This window comes from Nocardiopsis alba DSM 43377, from assembly GCF_000341225.1.
In the GTDB taxonomy this organism is placed as follows: Bacteria; Actinomycetota; Actinomycetes; order Streptosporangiales; family Streptosporangiaceae; genus Nocardiopsis; species Nocardiopsis alba.
The window spans coordinates 414893-431795 of record NZ_ANAC01000010.1; the positions used below are offsets into that span (position 1 = coordinate 414893).

The 16903-nt window shown below is 69.8% G+C and carries 15 protein-coding genes and 3 pseudogenes; 5 read left to right on the forward strand and 13 right to left on the reverse strand.

Annotated features, from left to right (window positions below):
* The first annotated feature begins 43 nt into the window (after positions 1-43).
* Positions 44-1171 carry an allantoicase gene (gene alc / locus D451_RS0109140; RefSeq protein ID WP_017534182.1) on the forward strand — a complete coding sequence of 376 codons (1128 nt, stop codon included), beginning with the start codon at positions 44-46 and terminating at the stop codon, positions 1169-1171.
* Between the two features lie 150 nt (positions 1172-1321).
* Here alc and allB read toward each other — a convergent pair whose 3' ends face one another.
* On the reverse strand, positions 1322-2671 hold the full coding sequence (gene allB, locus D451_RS0109145; RefSeq protein WP_017534183.1) for an allantoinase AllB: 1350 nt from the start codon (positions 2669-2671) through the stop codon (positions 1322-1324).
* Between the two features lie 2 nt (positions 2672-2673).
* On the reverse strand, positions 2674-3957 hold the full coding sequence (locus D451_RS0109150; RefSeq protein ID WP_017534184.1) for a DUF6986 family protein: 1284 nt from the start codon (positions 3955-3957) through the stop codon (positions 2674-2676).
* Between the two features lie 247 nt (positions 3958-4204).
* Between D451_RS0109150 and D451_RS0109155 the strand changes: the two genes are divergently transcribed.
* Positions 4205-4987, forward strand: a complete 783-nt coding sequence (locus D451_RS0109155; protein ID WP_017534185.1) for an IclR family transcriptional regulator — start codon at positions 4205-4207, stop codon at positions 4985-4987.
* Between the two features lie 106 nt (positions 4988-5093).
* Here D451_RS0109155 and era read toward each other — a convergent pair whose 3' ends face one another.
* From era to D451_RS0109185, 8 genes and pseudogenes are all read right to left on the reverse strand, one after another.
* On the reverse strand, positions 5094-6062 hold the full coding sequence (era, locus tag D451_RS0109160) for a GTPase Era (RefSeq protein WP_017534186.1): 969 nt from the start codon (positions 6060-6062) through the stop codon (positions 5094-5096).
* Positions 6063-6071: 9 nt separating this feature from the next.
* Entirely contained in the window at positions 6072-6416 is a 345-nt protein-coding gene (locus D451_RS0109165) for a hypothetical protein (protein ID WP_014910533.1), read from the reverse strand.
* Positions 6413-7807, reverse strand: a complete 1395-nt coding sequence (locus D451_RS0109170; protein WP_014911378.1) for a hemolysin family protein — start codon at positions 7805-7807, stop codon at positions 6413-6415. The genes D451_RS0109165 and D451_RS0109170 overlap by 4 nt, the downstream gene beginning before the upstream one ends.
* Entirely contained in the window at positions 7804-8301 is a 498-nt protein-coding gene (gene ybeY, locus D451_RS0109175) for an rRNA maturation RNase YbeY (RefSeq protein WP_014911437.1), read from the reverse strand. The genes D451_RS0109170 and ybeY overlap by 4 nt, the downstream gene beginning before the upstream one ends.
* A 137-nt stretch (positions 8302-8438) precedes the next feature.
* Positions 8439-8834, reverse strand: a pseudogene (locus D451_RS28875) (PhoH family protein); the annotation flags it as partial.
* A gap of 267 nt (positions 8835-9101) precedes the next feature.
* Positions 9102-9926, reverse strand: a pseudogene (locus tag D451_RS28880) (LAGLIDADG family homing endonuclease); the annotation flags it as partial.
* Positions 9915-10613, reverse strand: a pseudogene (locus tag D451_RS28885) (PhoH family protein); the annotation flags it as partial. The pseudogenes D451_RS28885 and D451_RS28880, both read right to left, overlap by 12 nt.
* Before the next feature lie 265 nt (positions 10614-10878).
* Complete coding sequence (locus D451_RS0109185) at positions 10879-11229, reverse strand: histidine triad nucleotide-binding protein (RefSeq protein ID WP_014910486.1); 351 nt, start codon at positions 11227-11229, stop codon at positions 10879-10881.
* Positions 11230-11569: 340 nt separating this feature from the next.
* Between D451_RS0109185 and D451_RS0109190 the strand changes: the two genes are divergently transcribed.
* Positions 11570-12100, forward strand: coding sequence for a SigE family RNA polymerase sigma factor (locus D451_RS0109190; protein ID WP_014913082.1), 531 nt, complete (start codon positions 11570-11572; stop codon positions 12098-12100).
* Complete coding sequence (locus D451_RS0109195) at positions 12097-12816, forward strand: hypothetical protein (RefSeq protein ID WP_017534188.1); 720 nt, start codon at positions 12097-12099, stop codon at positions 12814-12816. Before D451_RS0109190 ends, D451_RS0109195 begins: the two co-directional genes overlap by 4 nt.
* A gap of 113 nt (positions 12817-12929) precedes the next feature.
* Here the strand turns inward: D451_RS0109195 and D451_RS0109200 are convergent, their stop codons facing one another.
* Genes D451_RS0109200 through hrcA form a run of 3 tightly spaced genes read right to left on the reverse strand, consistent with a single transcriptional unit; the run spans position 12930 to position 15833 of the window.
* Positions 12930-13673, reverse strand: coding sequence for a 16S rRNA (uracil(1498)-N(3))-methyltransferase (locus D451_RS0109200; protein WP_017534189.1), 744 nt, complete (start codon positions 13671-13673; stop codon positions 12930-12932).
* A complete protein-coding gene (dnaJ, locus tag D451_RS0109205; protein ID WP_014908589.1) occupies positions 13670-14815 on the reverse strand; it encodes a molecular chaperone DnaJ in 1146 nt (381 codons plus the stop codon). The genes D451_RS0109200 and dnaJ overlap by 4 nt, the downstream gene beginning before the upstream one ends.
* A 4-nt stretch (positions 14816-14819) precedes the next feature.
* A complete protein-coding gene (hrcA, locus tag D451_RS0109210; RefSeq protein ID WP_014910672.1) occupies positions 14820-15833 on the reverse strand; it encodes a heat-inducible transcriptional repressor HrcA in 1014 nt (337 codons plus the stop codon).
* Positions 15834-16010: 177 nt separating this feature from the next.
* Here hrcA and D451_RS0109215 point away from each other — a divergent pair, with 177 nt between their 5' ends.
* Complete coding sequence (locus D451_RS0109215; RefSeq protein WP_026124940.1) at positions 16011-16850, forward strand: DUF3097 domain-containing protein; 840 nt, start codon at positions 16011-16013, stop codon at positions 16848-16850.
* Positions 16851-16903 lie beyond the last annotated feature (53 nt).

A 16903-nucleotide genomic window follows, 5' to 3' on the forward strand; every position in this document is an offset into this window, starting at 1 on the left:
GACAATCTAGAAAAGTCCCACCCATCGATACGACAGGAGAACCATGAGCGGGGCCCAGCCCTTCGATCCTCGTGCCTACAACGCCCAGCCCTACCAGGGCGGTGACCCCTACGCCGACTACAAGGACACCAAGCTCGACTTCTCGGGCCTGGTCGACCTCGCCGACCGGCGTCTGGGCGGCAGCGTCGTCGCGGCCAACGACGAGTTCTTCGCCCACCGCGAGAACCTCCTCAAGCCCGAGCCCGGCAAGTTCGACCCGCACGCCTTCGGCCACAAGGGCAAGGTCATGGACGGCTGGGAGACCCGCCGTCGCCGCGGTGTCAGCGCCGAGCAGCCGCACCCGACCTCCGAGGACCACGACTGGGCGCTCATCCGCCTGGCCCTGCCCGGCGTGATCCGCGGCGTGAACATCGACACCGCCCACTTCCGCGGCAACCAGCCCACCGAGGTCTCCCTCGAGGCGACCCACGTCGAGGGCACCCCCACGACCGAGGAGCTGCTGGCCGCCGAGTGGACCGAGCTGGTCCCCCGTACCCCCGCGTACGGCCACGCCGCCAACGCCTTCGAGATCTCCTCGACCCGTCGCTGGACGCACCTGCGCCTCAAGCAGTACCCGGACGGCGGCATCGCCCGTCTGCGCGTGTACGGCGAGCAGGTCGCCGACCCGACCTGGCTGTCCGCCCAGGGCTCCTTCGACGTCGCGGCCCTGCTCAACGGCGGTGTCGTCGAGGACGCCTCGGACCGTTTCTTCTCCCCGCCGGAGAACATCATCACCCCGGGCCGTTCCCACAAGATGGACGACGGCTGGGAGAACCGCCGTCGCCGTGACAACGGCAACGACTGGGTGGTCTTCCGTCTGACCGCGCAGGCGAGCGTCCGCGCGATCGAGGTCGACACCGCCTACCTCAAGGGCAACTCCGCCGGATGGATCACCATCCTGGGCCGTGACGCCCACTCCGACAAGCCGGACGAGTGGTTCGAGATCGTGGGCCGCACCGCCCTCGAGCCCGACAGCCCGCACCGCTTCGTGCTGGACGCCCCGGCGACCGTCACCCACGTGCGCACCGACGTCTTCCCCGACGGAGGCATGTCGCGTCTGCACGTCTACGGTTCGCTGACCGAGACCGGCACCGCCGACCTCAAGGCCCGTTGGGAGGCCGCGCGCGGCTGATCGCCCGGTCGACGCGCGAGCGCCGAAGGGGGAGGGCACCACGAACGGTGCCCTCCCCCTTTCGCCTGCCCGGGCCTCGCCCGCGCCCTCTCCCCCGGAACGCGAGAGGGCGCCCCGCCGTGCGGCGGGGCGCCCTCATCGGAGCGTCGCTCAGGAGCGCGCGATCATGCGACCGGAGACGCTGTCGGCGGTGATCTCGACACCGCGCAGGAGGGTGCGACGCACCCGGCCCTTGAGGTCGGCGCCGTCGTAGGCGCTCACCGGGTTGCGGTGCGCCAGGGAGCGCGCCTCCACGTGGAAGGCCTCCTCCGGAGCGAACACCGCCAGGTCGGCGTCGTTCCCGACCGCGATGGAACCCTTGCCCTCGACCCCGGCCACGGCCGCGGGAGAGGCGGACATCCACCGCACCACCTCGGCGAGCGGCACGCCACGGCCGGACGCCTCGGTCCACACGGCCGCGAAGCCCACCTGGAGACCGGCCACGCCGCCCCAGGCGGTACCGAAGTCACCGGTGTCCAGGTGCTTCAGGTCCGGGGTGCTCGGCGAGTGGTCGGTGACCACGCAGTCGATCAGCCCGTCGCGCAGCGCCCGCCACAGCAGGTCGCGGTTGGCCGAGTCTCGGATCGGCGGACAGCACTTGTAGCTGGTGGCCCCCGCCGGGACCTCCTCGGCCGCCAGGGTGAGGTAGTGCGGGCAGGTCTCGACCGTGAGAGCCACCCCCTCCTCCTTGGCCCGGGCGATCAGCGGCAGCGCCGACGCGCTCGACAGGTGCAGGATGTGCGCCCGCACCCCGGTACGCCGGGCCGTCTCGATCACCAGGGAGATCGCCGCGTTCTCCGCCTCGTCCGGACGGGAGGCCAGGAAGTCGGCGTACTCACGACCCGAGGCCGCGGGCGCCGAGTCCAGCACCTTCGGGTCCTCGGCGTGCACGATCAGCCGGCCACCGAAGGCCTGGATGGCGGTGGCGGCAGCCTCCAGACGCTCGGCGGTCAGGTGGCCGAACTCGTCCACGCCCGAGGGCGAGAGGAACGCCTTGAACCCGTACACGCCCTCCGACCACAGGTCGGACAGCACGCCCGTGGTGTCCGGACCGGTGTTCTCCGGCACGGCACCGCCCCAGAAGCCCACGTCCACGGCGAGCTTGCCCTCGGCCGCGGCCCGCTTGGCCTTGAGGCCCTCGGTGGTGGTCGTGGGGGGAACGCTGTTGAGGGGCATGTCCACGATCGTGGTCACACCGCCCAGGGCGGCCGCGCGCGTGGCGCTGGCGAAACCCTCCCACTCGGTGCGGCCGGGCTCGTTGACGTGCACGTGGCTGTCGACCAGCCCGGGCAGCAGGACCTCGTCCTCGGCCAGACGCAGCTCGCGGTCGGCGTCGACCGTGGCGTCCACGCCGTCGAGGACGTCGGTGATCCAGCCACCGTCCACCACCACGCTGACGGGACGCTCCCCCTCAGGGGTGACGGCGCGGGCGGCCCGCACCACCAGTACGTGTTCTGCCATCCCTACTTCTTCTCCTGTCCGGCCCGGCGGGTGGCGAGGTTCTCGATGCTCGCGGCGTCGGTCCCGCAGGCCTCGACCACCTCAGTCTCCTCCAGCGCGCCACAGCGCAGGCCACCGGCCAACACCGAGGCCAGCGCCTGGGCGGTGGCGGGCTCGTCCATCACGTTGCCGGAGGCCTGGCCCAGGTAGGCCTTGAGTCGGGCGGCGGCCGGGGCGAAGGCCTCGCGGTAGAACGCGTAGGTGGCCAGGAAACGGATGGTGAGCTGGTTCGGGTGCAGGTCCCAGCCCTGGTAGTAGCCGCGCTCCAGCGAGCGACGGATCAGGTCGGCGTGCAGCCTCCAGGCCGAGTGGACCTCCTGACGGGTGCCGACCGGCAGGATGTTGCTACCGCCGTCGGACAGCCACACGCCGGTGCCGGCGGCGGCCACCTGCATGACGGCCTTGGCGTGGTCCGCGGCCGGGTGGGCCAGGCTCTGGTACGCGGCGGTGATACCGCAGGAGGCGCTGTAGTCGTAGGTGCCGTAGTGCAGGGCGGTGACCCGACCCTCGCCGGCCTGGATCATCCGCGCGACCGCGGCGGTGCCGTCGGTCAGCAGGATCGACTGCGGGGTCTCGATCTGGAGCTCGAAGCCCAGACGCCCGGCCGGAAGACCGAAGCGCTCCTCCAGGCGGCCGCTCAGCCAGGTCATGGCCTCGACCTGCTCCACCGAGGTGATCTTGGGCAGGGTGAGCACCAGGTTCTCCGGGAGGGAGCCGTGCTCGTCCAGAAGGGTCTGGAGGAAGAGGCCGAGCGTACGCACGCCGCGGTGACGGCCGGGGGCCTCCATGCCCTTCATGCGGATACCGAAGTAGGGGGTGGCCTCCCCGTTCCTCAGGTCGGCGGCGAACGCGCGGGCGACGGCGCGCGCGTCGGCGTCCTCGGCCTCGTCACCGGGGTCGCCGTAGCCGTCCTCGAAGTCGGCGCGCAGGTCCTCGATGGGCTCCCGGGTGAGCTTCTCCCGGACCCGGGGCAGGGCGTCGGCGACGGCCTCTTCGCTCAGGCCGGTGGCCTCGGCCAGGTCGGAGGCCTTGGGGGCGAACTCCTCCAGCGCTTCCAGGGCCTTCTTGCCCCAGTCGGTGGCCAGGCCGGCGCCGACCTTGTCGGCGGGGACGTAGACGCTGTGGATGGGCTGGCGACCACCGTTGTTGCCCGGGTACTCCCGTGCGAGGCGCTCGTCGGCCTCGGCCAGGCGGGTGTCGAGTTCGGTGGCCAGGTCGGTCAGACCGGACGGGATGTCGCTCGCCACGTGTGGTGTCCTCCTCCGTCGACGGAACCGGGCTCCCCCTACGGGAGCCGGGATCAGTTTTCTACATGCGGATATTAACTTCTGCTATTCGGAAGAACAAGGGGTTCGGGCGGTATCATGATGCGAGACGGAGATCTTCCATGGGCGAGTAAGAGCGAAAAGCGCCTTTCGTATTGCAGAATGAACCAGTGACCTAGCGGCCCTCAGCATGGGAGCACGACCCTTGTCAGCCTCACAGACCCCCCCTATGGACCAACCCCGCAGCACCGTGGAGACGTCCCGTCGTCCCGGTGGCGTCCAGTCCCTCGATCGCGCGTTCTCCCTCCTGGAGATCATGGCCGAGCAGGGCGGCGAGGCCTCCTTGAGCCAACTCGCCGACTCCTCCGGACTCCCGCTGCCCACCATCCACCGGATCATCCGGACCCTGGTCGGCAACGGCTACGTGCGCCAGCTCCCCTCCCGCCGCTACGCCCTGGGCCCCCGCCTGATCGGACTCGGTGACAAGGCCGCCCAGATGCTCGGCACCTGGGCCCGCCCCCACCTGGCCCAACTCGTCGAGGACCTCGGAGAGACCGCCAACCTCGCCATGCTCGACGGCGACAAGGTCATCTACGTCGCCCAGGTCCCCTCACCCCACGCCATGCGCATGTTCACCGAGGTCGGACGCCGCGTCCTGCCCCACTCCGCCGGCGTCGGCAAGGCCCTCCTGTCCCAGCTCAGCGACGAAGAGGCCCTGGCCACCGTCCGACGCACCGGCATGCCCGCCGCCACCGACCGCACCATCACCGACCCCGACGCCTTCCTCGCCGAACTCCACCGCATCCGCGAGACCGGCTACGCCATCGACGACGGCGAACAGGAGGTCGGCGTCCGCTGCGTCGCCGTCCCCGTCAAGGACGCCCCCTCCGGCATGGCCGTCTCCGTCTCCGGCCCCGAGGCCCGCGTGGGATGGGACTTCGTCGACCGGGCCGCGCCCATCGTGCAGAACTGCGCCACCGTCCTGGCCATCGACCTCAACAACCAGAGCTGACCCGCCCCGCCCGTCCCTGGACCGTGTCCGACGACGCGAAGCGGGACCCGGCCCGCGACAGCACGAGGGGCCCTGACCGAAAACGGCCAGGGCCCCTCGTCCATCCTCAGCTCTGCTGGTCGAAACCCAGCTTCCGCAGCTGCTTGGGATCGCGCTGCCAGTCCTTGGCCACACGCACCCGCAGGTCGAGGAAGACCCGCTGCCCCAGAAGACCCTCGATCTGCTTACGGGCACGAGAGCCCACGTCGCGCAGACGCGAACCCTTCGTACCGATCACGATCGCCTTCTGACTGGGGCGCTCCACGTACAAAGACGCGTAGATGTCCACCAATTCCTTGCCCGGCTTGGTGTTCTCACGCTCGTACATCTCGTCGACGACCACCGCGATCGAATGCGGAAGCTCGTCCCGGACCCCCTCCAAGGCGGCCTCCCGGACCAGCTCCGCGACGAGCATCTCGTCGGGCTCGTCGGTGAGATCGCCGTCCGGGTAGAGCGGCGGCCCCTCCGGAAGATGCGAACAGAGCACGTCGGTGACGGTGTCCAACTGATAGCCGCCCCGCGCCGACACCGGAACGATGTCGGCCCAGTCCCCCAACTCGTCGACGGCCATCAAATGCTCACCGAGAGCCGCCTTGTCGACCAGGTCGGCCTTGGTCACCAGGGCCACCACCGGGGTGCGGGTCTGCGCGGCCAACTCCTTGGCGATGTAGGTGTCGCCCCGGCCGATCGGCTCATCGGCCGGCAGACAGAACGCGATCACGTCCACTTCGACCAGCGTGGACCGCACCAGGGAGTCGAGCCGTTCCCCCAACAGGGTCCGGGGCTTGTGCAGCCCGGGAGTGTCCACGATGATCAGCTGCGCCTCGGGGCGATGCACGATCCCGCGCACCGTCCGTCGAGTGGTCTGGGGACGGTTGCTGGTGATCGCCACCTTCTGCCCGACCAGCGCGTTCATCAAGGTGGACTTGCCGACGTTCGGGCGGCCCACGAAGCACACGAAGCCGCTCCGGAAGCCCTCCGGATAGGAGGGGAGTTCCAGAGGGACCCGCAGCTTCTCGAGGTCGAGGTCGTTCATGTGTCCTTCTCAGCGCCGGGTGATGCTCGCGGGCACCCCGTCGGGGGCGGCGATCACCACCACCTGGGTCTTCAGATCGTCCATCACCGAGCGGTCGTCCTCGGTCAGGGCCTCGGCCGTGGTGACGACCGCCGCGGCCTCCAGCGCGGTGGCCTCGCTCGAGACCGCCGCCGCCACCGCCGCCTGGAGCGCGGAGAGCCTGAGCGAGGGCAGGTCCACCGTGGTGGCCACGTACGTGCGCCCCGTCTCGTCGCGCACCGCGGCGCCCTCGGAGGCCGCGTTGCGGGCCCGAGAGGCCCGCGCGAGCGTGATGAGCTTGCCGTCCTCGGGGCCGAGCCCCGTCGTGTCCGTCACTGGTCCGTGCTCCTCGTGTGCTTGTCCTTGTCCCCTTCGGACTCGGTCTCCTCGACCGGGAGCCGTTCCACCAGAACCGTCGTCATCCGGTTGCGGCGGCTGCTCTTGCCCTCCAGAGTGAGTCTGAGTCCAGCGTATTCCGCCTGGGCGCCTCCGGCCGGGACCCGACCCAGCACGAACGCCACCAGGCCGCCCACCGTCTCCACGTCGGACACCTCCAGGTCCCGGTCGGGGAAGAGCTCGGCGAGCTCGCCCAGAGGCAACCGCGCGGTCACCCGGACACGATCCTCGTCCAACCGCTCCACCGGAGGGATCTCGTGGTCGTACTCGTCGGTGATCTCACCGACGATCTCCTCCACGATGTCCTCCAGGGTCACCAGCCCGGCGGTACCGCCGTACTCGTCGATGGCGACCGCGACGTGGTTGCGCTGCTTCTGCATCTCGCGCAACAACTCGTCGATGGGCTTGGTGTCGGGAATGTAGGTGGCACGACGCATCACGTCGCCCGCCGTCAACGGAACCTCCTCGGCCCCACCGGCGGCCGCCGCCCACCGATCGCGCAACCGCTCCACGAGGTCCTTGAGATAGACGATGCCGACCACGTCGTCCTCGTCCTCGCCCGTGACCGGGATCCGCGAGTATCCGCTGGCCAGCGCCAGGGTGAGGACCGCGTCGGCGTCGGCCGCGCGGTTGGTGAAGACGATGTCGGGCCGGGGCACCATGACCTCGCGGACGGAGGTGTCGTCGAGCTTGAACACGGAATGGATCATCTGCCGTTCCTCGGCGTCGATCACCTCTCCGCGCTCGGCCAGGTCCACCAGCTTGCGCAGCTCGACCTCACTGCTGAACGGCCCCTCACGATCGCCCTTTCCACGCGGGGTGAGCGCGCGTCCCGCCCCCACCAGCAGTCGGGCCGGCGGACCGAGCACGAACCGGAGCGGATGCACGACGGTGGCGCTGACCCTGGCGATGGGCCCGGCGAACTGACGGCCCAGGATCCGGGGGGTGACGGCGATGAGCACGCACTCCACCACGATCATCACGAGCGCGGTGACCACCAGCGCGGGCCACCCCGGCCCCCACAGGAACAGCATGCCCACGGCGGCCGCCAGGACGGCGCAGACCTCGCACACCACACGCAGGAACAACAGCGTGTTCAGGTGGGCGGTGGTGTCCGCGGCGACCCGCTCCCAGGCGGGGCTCGCCTTGACGGCCCGCTCGCCGTAGGTCGCCTCCATGCCGACCGCCATCACCCTCGTGACGGCGACCTCCGCCGCCACCAGGAAACCGGCGATCCCGGTGAGGGCCAGGGCCACCGCGAGGGCCACGATCCACACCCAGGGCTCCGCCCCGCCCATCGAGGCGGGGTCCGGCCACAGTGAGGCGCTCATCGGGCGGTCTCGTCCCCTTCGGACGTGCTCTCCCCGGCCGCCTCGCGCTCACGCCAGGCGGCGAGGATCTCGCCTTGGAGACCGAACATCTCCTTGTGCTCCTCGGGCTCGGCGTGGTCGTAGCCGAGCAGGTGGAGGATGCCGTGGGTGCACAGCAGGTCGATCTCGGCCTCGGTGCCGTGACCGGCCTTCTCCCCCTGACGCTCCGCGACCTGCGGGCAGATGATCACGTCACCGAGCACACCGGGGTCGCTGGTGCGGCCGGGGCCACCGGGACGCAGCTCGTCCATGGGGAAGGAGAGCACGTCGGTGGGGCCGGGCTCGTCCATCCAGCGAACGTGCAGATCGGTCATGGGGCCTTCGTCCACCAGCACGACGGACAGCTCGGCCAACGGGTGGACGCGCATGGCGTCGAGCACGTGCCGGGCCAGACGGGAGAGCCTCTCCTCGTCCACACTGGAGACGCCTGACTCGTTGGCGACGTCGATACTCATCGGTTGCGGGTGCCTCACTTGGTCGGTGGTGATCGGCGGGACGGGCCGCCGGACGTTCTTCGGAGAACGGACGCCGTACCGACAGCGGTGGGCCCGCACGTGGCGGGCCCACCGGCCGGTGTCATCCGTACGTCCTCTCAGTCTGCCCGGTCCGGGCCGTCCTCGGTGCGGTCCGTACGCGGGATGTCGCCGGAGGGGCGCCGTCCACGCCGAGGTCGGGACCGGCCGGCCCCGTCGCCGTTCACGCCCTGGGCCGCGTCGTAGCGACCGTAGGCGTCGACGATCTGGCCCACGAGCCGGTGCCGGACGACGTCCTCACTGCTCAATCGGCAGAAGGCGATGTCGTCGATGTCACGCAGGATGTTCTCGATGGTCCGGAGCCCGCTGGTCTGTCCACCGGGCAGGTCCACCTGGGTGACGTCACCGGTGACCACGATCTTGGAGCCGAAGCCGAGCCGGGTGAGGAACATCTTCATCTGCTCGGGCGAGGTGTTCTGCGCCTCGTCCAAGATGATGAACGAGTCATTGAGGGTGTTGTGCGTGAGCAGGAAGTCCTCGGTGACGTAGAGGGAATCCTCCGCGGCCACCTGGATGCACACGCACTCCTCGCTCCCCGCCGGTTCGATGGCGTCGACGAAACGCATCGGCCGCCCGCCCCCGGTCGCGTCGTACTTCTCCTGCTTGCGCCGCAGACGGAAGGGCCGAACGCCCTCCGGCAAACGCAGGTCGAGCACGTACGCGTCCTGCCGGTGGAACACCTCCCGGCCCCTCGCCAGACCAGGGGAACGTCCCTCGGCCGGCCTGGAACGCTCGTAGACCACGCCACCGAGAGACCTCGTCAGGAAGGTCACCGCGTCACGCAGCCGAGGCGAAGCCGTGCCGTACTGGACACGGCAGGTGCGTCCCGCCTGCGTCACCGGGCCCCCGTCCGAGTCGAGGAGACCCTGGAGCAGGGCCAGTCGTACCTCGGCGGTGTTGTACAGGTACTCGTCCGGGACGAACTTCGTACCCGAGGTGGCCCCGCACAGGCCCAGATCGCGCATGATCGCGGTCACCGGGTTGGCGATGGTGATCACGTCACCGGGCTCGCTCTCGCGGTTGAGCACGTAGTCCACGTCGGTCTTGCGCCGTACCCGCACGCCGGGAAGGAGGCTGTCGAGCGCCTCGGCCAGCTCCGGGTCCCGGGTGGCGAAACTCGGGGTCGTCGATCCCGTGAGGCATCCGTCCCCGAGGAGGAGACCGAGCGCGTAGGCGTCCATGGGCACCTCCCGCTCCGGGAAGGCGACGGGTTCACTGAGGAGCGGGAGCTCGTACTTGCGGTAGTGGGCCGTACGCAGCCCGCTCTCGGCGATCTCCTTGGCGGTGAGCACCCGGGGCGGCTTCCCCCGACGGGCGTCGTCCCGGGTCCGAACCGTCCACAGGTGATCCTCGGAGCAGAGGGTGGACGCCCCGTCCTGGGAGGAGAACCGGTAGATCGGCTTCTCTCCCTGCGGGTACACGCCGATCACCGGGGTGGGCCTCCCGTCGGAGCCCACCACCAGGTCGCCGACCCGCAGATCCCCGATGGGCCGGAAACCCTCCGGGGTCAACACCTTGGTCCGCAAGGGCTGCGCCCGCCCGCGCATGTACGCCAGGGGGGCGACCTCGATGGTGCCGGCGGCCATCAGCTTGGGGATGGAGTCCGGGTCCAACATGTCGTGCAGGGCGTCGTAGAGCGGCCGCAGGTAGGGGTCGATCTTGTCGTAGAGGGTGCCCGGAAGGAATCCCAGACGCTCACCGGCCTCGACCGCCGGACGCGTGAGGATGATCCGGTTGACCTCCTTGTCCTGGAGGGCCTTGACCGCCTTGGCCATCGCCAGGTAGGTCTTACCGGTCCCCGCCGGGCCGATGCCGAAGACCACGGTGCTGCGGTCGATGGTGTCGACGTAGCGCTTCTGGTTCAGCGTCTTGGGGCGGATCGTCTTGCCCCGGTTCGACAGGATGTTGGTGGTGAGCACGTCCGCGGGGCGCTCGTTCCCGGGCGAGCGCAGCATGTGGATCATGCGCCCGATCGTGTCGGGGGTGATGTGCGTGCCGCTCTTGGCGAGCTCGATCAGCTCCTCCACGAGGCGGACCACCACGGCGGTCTCCTCGGGGGTGCCCGTGATCGTGAACTCGTTGCCGCGGACGTGGATGTCACTGTCGAAGGCCCGCTCCAGGGCCCGGAGGAGTTCGTCTCCCGAGCCGAGCAGACCGACCATCGTATGTTCGTCCGGCACCACGACCTTGACCTGGGTCTCCTGGTCCTGGTGCGCGTGATTTGACTCGGCCATGGTGTGGCCTTGCGGCCGCTGTCCTTACCCTTCGGTCACGTACCCCACGGCGGGGGCTTGTCCCGGGCCCGGCACCGAGGTCGGTCGACGGCGCCGCCGTGGTCACCACGGGTGTTCGAGACACCCGGAGCGACCGATGAGCCCTGGTTCGATTCTACCAACGCGGGCCCGGCGGGCACGATCGGTTAAAACGGGCGGCCGCCGGGCCGGACGGGCGTTCGTCGACGGTGTCGAAGGGGCCGGACCGGGCGGAACCGGTCACCGTCTATCCGGGGGGCCAGTTGAGACCGCGGCCGCCGAGCACGTGGGCGTGGAGGTGGAAGACGGTCTGTCCGGCGCCGGGGCCCGTGTTGAGAACGATCCGGTAGCCGGTCTCGGCGATGCCCTCGGCTTCGGCCACCTGGTGGGCCTCACGGACGATCTCGTCCAGCAGGCCGTTGTCGGCGATGGCCGCCGCGACGGCGTCACGGTGGTGTTCGCGCGGGATCACCAGGACGTGGGTGGGGGCCTGGGGGTTGATGTCGCGGAAGGCGAGGGTGCGCTCCGTCTCGCGAACGATGTCCGCGGGCACCTCCCCCTTCACGATCTTGCAGAAAAGGCAGTCGGGGTCGACCATCGCGTACCTTCCGTCGCTCGGCCCGACCGTTCTCCGTCGGGCCCTCCGGGTGCGTTCGGGCACCATGATGCCGCAGGGATCGGTCGGTCGCAGGGTTCCGGCCGGGGAGATGAACTCTCAACCTTTCCGCAACCGGGCCGATCTCCGTTCCCTCGACGGCCGCGAGCGGCGACACGATAGGCTTTCTGTCCGTGCGCGTCATGAGCGCCGATCTCGTCGCCTTTCGACCGGATCGGGCCCCTTCGAATCGGAACGCGCGTCTACCTGGAAAAGAAGAGGTATGCCCTTTCGTAAACCCCGCGACAAGGGTGTGCGTCGAACTGACGTGACGACAGAAACCATGGTGGCCGGAGCCACCACGGCGCCACTCGCGGTCGAGTGGGACGCCGACCACGCCGTGACGGAGCTCTACCGGGAGCACTACCGCCCCCTCGTCAGGCTGGCCGCGCTTCTCGTCCGGGACCATGCGACCGCGGAGGAAGTCGTTCAGGACGCCTTCGTGGCCATGCACGGAGCCTGGCGCCGTCTACGGGACCCCAGCAAGGCCCTGTCCTATCTGCGTCAGGCCGTGGTGAACAAGGCCAGGTCGGTCCTGCGCCACCGCGCGGTCGTGGAGAAGCACGCCCCCAAGGCCCTACCCGACGCCCCCAGCGCCGAGCACGGCGCCATGAACCTGATGGAACGCGAAGCGGTCATCAGGGCCCTACGCAAGCTACCCACTCGTCAGCGAGAGGCCATCGTGCTCCGGTACTACGGTGACCTGTCCGAAGCGCAGATCGCGGACGCCATGGGCATCAGCCGAGGTGCGGTCAAGAGCCACTCCTCCCGTGGTATCGCCGCGCTCCGCTCTGCACTGGAGCAGACCACATGAGCAGTCCAAACGACCAGAACGACCTGGAGTTCGAGGAACAGCTCCGCCGGATGCTCCAAGCGGAGGCGGACACCGTCTCGCCCTCGGCCGAGGGCCTCAACCTGATCCGTGAACGCACCGAGCGGCATCGGCGTTCGTCCTGGTTCGGCCTTCCCTGGCTACGTCCGGTCGCCGCGGTGGCGGCGGCGGTCCTGATCGTGGCCTCGGTGATCATCTCCAGCCCCCAGGTGCGCGACCAGGTGTTGGAGATGGTCCCCGCCGGCGCGGATCGTGAGGGTACGCCTCCGGTGGCGGGCGAGGAACGCGACGGCGACGTCGTGGCGACGTCCGACGAGTCCGACCCCGCCATCGATGGTGGTGGGGCCTCGGAGGAGCCGGAGAAGGACCGAGAGGGTTCGCCCAGCCCCGACGCCGAGGAGGGGTCGGACGAGGAGAAGGTGGAGTCCGCCGCCTCCTGCCGTCCCACGGACATGGCCTCCCCCTCGCCTTCGGGTTCCGACAGGGAGAGGGACCGAGAGGGTTCCTCCTCTCCCGAGGATCGCGACTGCGATCCGGAGAAGGAGCCCACGGCCGACCCGAGCTCTCCGAGCACCGACCCCGGTTCCGACCCGGACAAGGAGCCCGAGGACAACGAGTCGCCGAACGGCGACGGTTCCGGGAACGGCGGCGGAAGCGGCGGTGGAGGTTCCGAAGAGGACAACGTCACCGTCGAGTGACCGCGACGGTCCGTGTCATGACACGGTCGTACGAAGAGGAGGGGCCGCGCGATCGCGCGGCCCCTCCTCTTTTCGTTCTCTTCGTGTTCGCGGTCCGGCGGTGCCGGGTGCGGTCACCAACGTCCGGTGCGTGCCTGGAGTATCGACAGTGCCGCCACTCCGGCCGTGGAGGTCCGTAGGACCGAGGGCCCGAGTAGGGCCCGTACGGCGCCGGCCTCGTCGAAGGCGGCGAGTTCGGCGTCGGATACTCCTCCCTCCGGCCCCACCAGCAGGACGATGCCTCCGTCGTGGGGGGCTTCGGGGAGGGTGAGCGTGGAGAGCCGTTCGGCGCCGTCCTCGTGCAGGACCACGGCCAGATCGGCCGCGGCGAGCAGTTCGGCCGCGCCCTTGCGGTCGACCGGTTCGGTGACCTCGGGCATCCGGGCACGCCTGGCCTGTTTGGCGGCCTCTCGAGCGCAGGAGCGCCACTTGGCCAGGGCCTTGGAGCCTCGATCGCCCTTCCACTGGGTGACGCAGCGTTCGGCCGCCCAGGGGACGACGATGTCGACCCCGGCCTCGGTCATCGTCTCGACCGCCAGTTCGCCGCGGTCCCGTTTGGGCAGGGCCTGGATCACGGTGAGCCGTGGTCGCGGCTCGGGTTCGTCCAGGCGTTCGGAGACTCGGCAGAGGAGGGTGTCCTTGCCGACGACCTCCACCACCTCGCAGCGGGCCCGGAGGCCGAGACCGTCGGAGAGATCGACGGTCTCGCCCTCACGGATGCGTCGGACGGCGGCGGCGTGCCGACCCTCGGGTCCGTCGAGACGGATCAGGTCGGCGGCCAGGGCCCCGGTCTCCACCAGGAAGACCGGCGGCGTCACTTGTTCGCGCCGAAGGCGTCACGGATCTTGGAGAAGAACCCGCCGTGTCCGGGGCTGAATCGTCCCGGGTTCTGGTCCTCGCCGCGCAGTTCGGCGAACTTGCGCAGGAGGGCCTCCTGCTCCTCGTCGAGCTTGCCGGGGGTCTCCACGTCGACCCGGATGCGCAGGTCGCCCCGGCCTCCGCCGTCGAGGTGGGTGACGCCCTTGCCCGGCAGGGTGATCACGTGTCCGGAGTTGGTCCCCGGGCGCAGGTCGATGTTCTCGGTGCCGTCGAGGGTGTCGAAGGCGAAGGAGGCGCCCAGCGCCGCGGCCGTCATCGGCACGGTGATGGTGCAGTGCAGGTCGTCGCCGCGACGTTCGAACGTCGGGTGGGACTTCTGCACGATCTCCAGGATGATGTCGCCGCGCGGTCCGCCGTTGGGGCCGACCTCGCCCTCGCCGGCGAGCTGGATGCGGGTGCCGTCGTCCACACCGGCGGGGATCTTGACGGTACGGGTGACCTTCTCCCGGACCCGCCCCTCTCCGGCGCAGTCTCCGCAGGGGTTGGTGATGACCGAGCCCTGGCCCGAGCACTGCGGGCAGGGGCGCGAGGTCATGACCTGGCCCAGGAAGGAGCGCGTGACCTGGGAGACCTCTCCCTGGCCGTGGCACATCTCGCAGGTGGTGCGGTGCGAACCGGCGGCCGTCCCCTCACCCTGGCAGGTCTCGCACAGGATGGCGGTGGGGAAGGTGATCTCCTTGCTCACGCCGAAGGCGGTCTCGACCAGGTCCAGTTCGATGCGGATCTTGATGCTGCGTCCGCGCCGGACCCGTTCGCGCGGCCCACGCCCACCGGGCTGGCCGCCGCCGAAGAAGGCGTTCATGATGTCGTCGAAGGCGAAGCCGCCCGAGCCGCCGAAGCCGCCGGCCCCTCCCCCGCCGCCCGGAGCGAAGGGGTCCTGGCCCATGTCGAACATCCGACGCTTGTTCTCGTCGGAGAGGACCTCGTAGGCCTGGGTCACCTCCTTGAAGCGCTCCTGGGTCGCCGGGTCCGGGTTGATGTCCGGGTGCAACTCGCGCGCGAGCCGCCGGTACGCCTTCTTGATCTCGTCCTTGGACGCGTCGCGACGCACCCCGAGAACCTGGTAATAGTCTCTGGCCACTGAGTTACTGTCCTGCCAAAATCTGTCCGACATACCGAGCCACCGCACGGACGGCGCCCATCGTCCCCGGGTAGTCCATCCGGGTGGGTCCCACCACACCGATCTTGGCCAGCGACTGGTTTCCCACACCGTAGTCGGCCGACACGATGGAGGTGGATCGAAGCCCCTCGTGGAAGTTCTCCGCGCCGATACGCACGGTGAGCATCGAGGGGTCCTTCGCCTCACCCAACAAACGGATGAGGACCATGTTCTCTTCCAGTGCTTCGAGTACGTCCCGCAGGCTCGCCGCGAAGTCGACCGCCGCGAGGTTGGCGGTGCCCGCCAGGACGATCTTCTCCTCGTGCCGCTCGACGAGGCTCTCCAACAGGACCGAGAGGACGGCGATCGCGAACGATCGGTCCTCCGGCGCGACCTGGGCGGGCAGGTCCTCCACCGCGTCGGGCACGTCACCGAGGTGTTTGCCGGCGATGGCGCGGTTGAGCATGGAGCGCAGGTCCTCCACCACGCTCTCGTCGACGACGCCGAGGCCGTCGATGACCCGCTGTTCGACACGGCCGGTGTTGGTGATGACGACCATCATGATGCGGTGGCCGCCGAGGGGTACGAGTTCCACGTGCTGGACCGACGAGCGGGTCAGCGACGGGTACTGGACGATCGCGACCTGGCGGGTGAGCTGCGCGAGCAGCCGTACCGTGCGAGCGACGATCTCGTCGAGGTCCACGGCGCCGCCGAGGAAGGACTCGATGGCGCGGCGTTCCGCCGCGGAGAGGGGTTTGACCGAGGAGAGGCGGTCCACGAAGAGGCGGTACCCCTTGTCCGTGGGCACCCGTCCGGCACTGGTGTGCGGCTGGGTGATGTACCCCTCCTCCTCCAGCGCGACCATGTCGTTGCGAATGGTCGCCGGAGAGACACCGAGAGGGTGTCGGTCGGCCAACGCCCTGGAACCGACCGGTTCGTTGGTGTTGACGAAGTCCTCGACGACGGCACGCAGGACCGCGAGCTTGCGCTCATCCAGCAACTCGCCACCTCCTGGCACTCCGTGGTCCTCAGTGCCGATTCTATGCCCGACCGCAAACCCGCACGGCTACTCGCCGGGGGCAACGTCCGGGACGCCCTCTCTTCTTCCCGGTGGATCGGCGACCTACCGCACACGGTCGCCGGAGCACCGATCCTCTCACCAGTACACTGCACCACCGTGGCTACCAAGGGAACCGGCCGGTACGGCCGAGACGTTCTGGCGGAGGATCGACGACGACGCGGCGCGAGCGTGGTGCCCGAGGTACCGCTCGCTCGCGACCTGGTCGTGGAGGACGTCGAGGAGACGTTCTGTGGGGCCGTGGTGGCCTGGGACAAGGCCACGGTGACCTTGGAGGATCGGGCCGGTCGACGGCGGGTGTTCGATCTGGAACCGGCCGCCTTCTCCCTGGAGGGGCGCACGGTGACCCTGGTGCGTCCTCGTGAGGCGCCCAAGGGGCCGTTGCGCAGCGCCTCGGGGTCGATCGCGGTGACCGACGCCCGTGCCCGTACGGCCAGGGAGAGTCGGATCTACGTCGAGGGCGCCCACGACGCGGAGCTGGTGGAGAAGGTGTGGGGTCACGACCTTCGTGTGGAGGGTGTGGCCGTGGAGTTCCTGGAGGGCGTGGACGATCTGCCCTCGGTGGTGACGGAGTTCTCCCCCGGACCGGGGCGGCGTCTGGGCGTCCTGGTGGACCATCTGGTCCCGGGCTCCAAGGAGAGCCGGATCGCCGAGCGTGTCCAGGGCGAGGACGTGCTCGTGGTGGGGCATCCGTACGTGGACGTGTGGCAGGCGGTGCGCCCCGGGGCGGTGGGGATCCGGGCCTGGCCCGAGGTCCCTCGGGGGCTCCCCTGGAAGGAGGGGGTGGTCTCCGCGCTGGGTTGGCGGATGGAGACGGGCGAGGCCTGGCGGCGCATCCTCGGCTCGGTCCGCGGTTACGGTGATCTCGAACCCTCCCTGTTGGGGCGGGTCGAGGAGCTCATCGACTTCGTCACCGGCCCCCACCCCCTGGAAGACTGAGGTCCCGGGCGCCGTCGTGGTGTGTCCGCCCGACGTCCCGACCGTCGAACCGA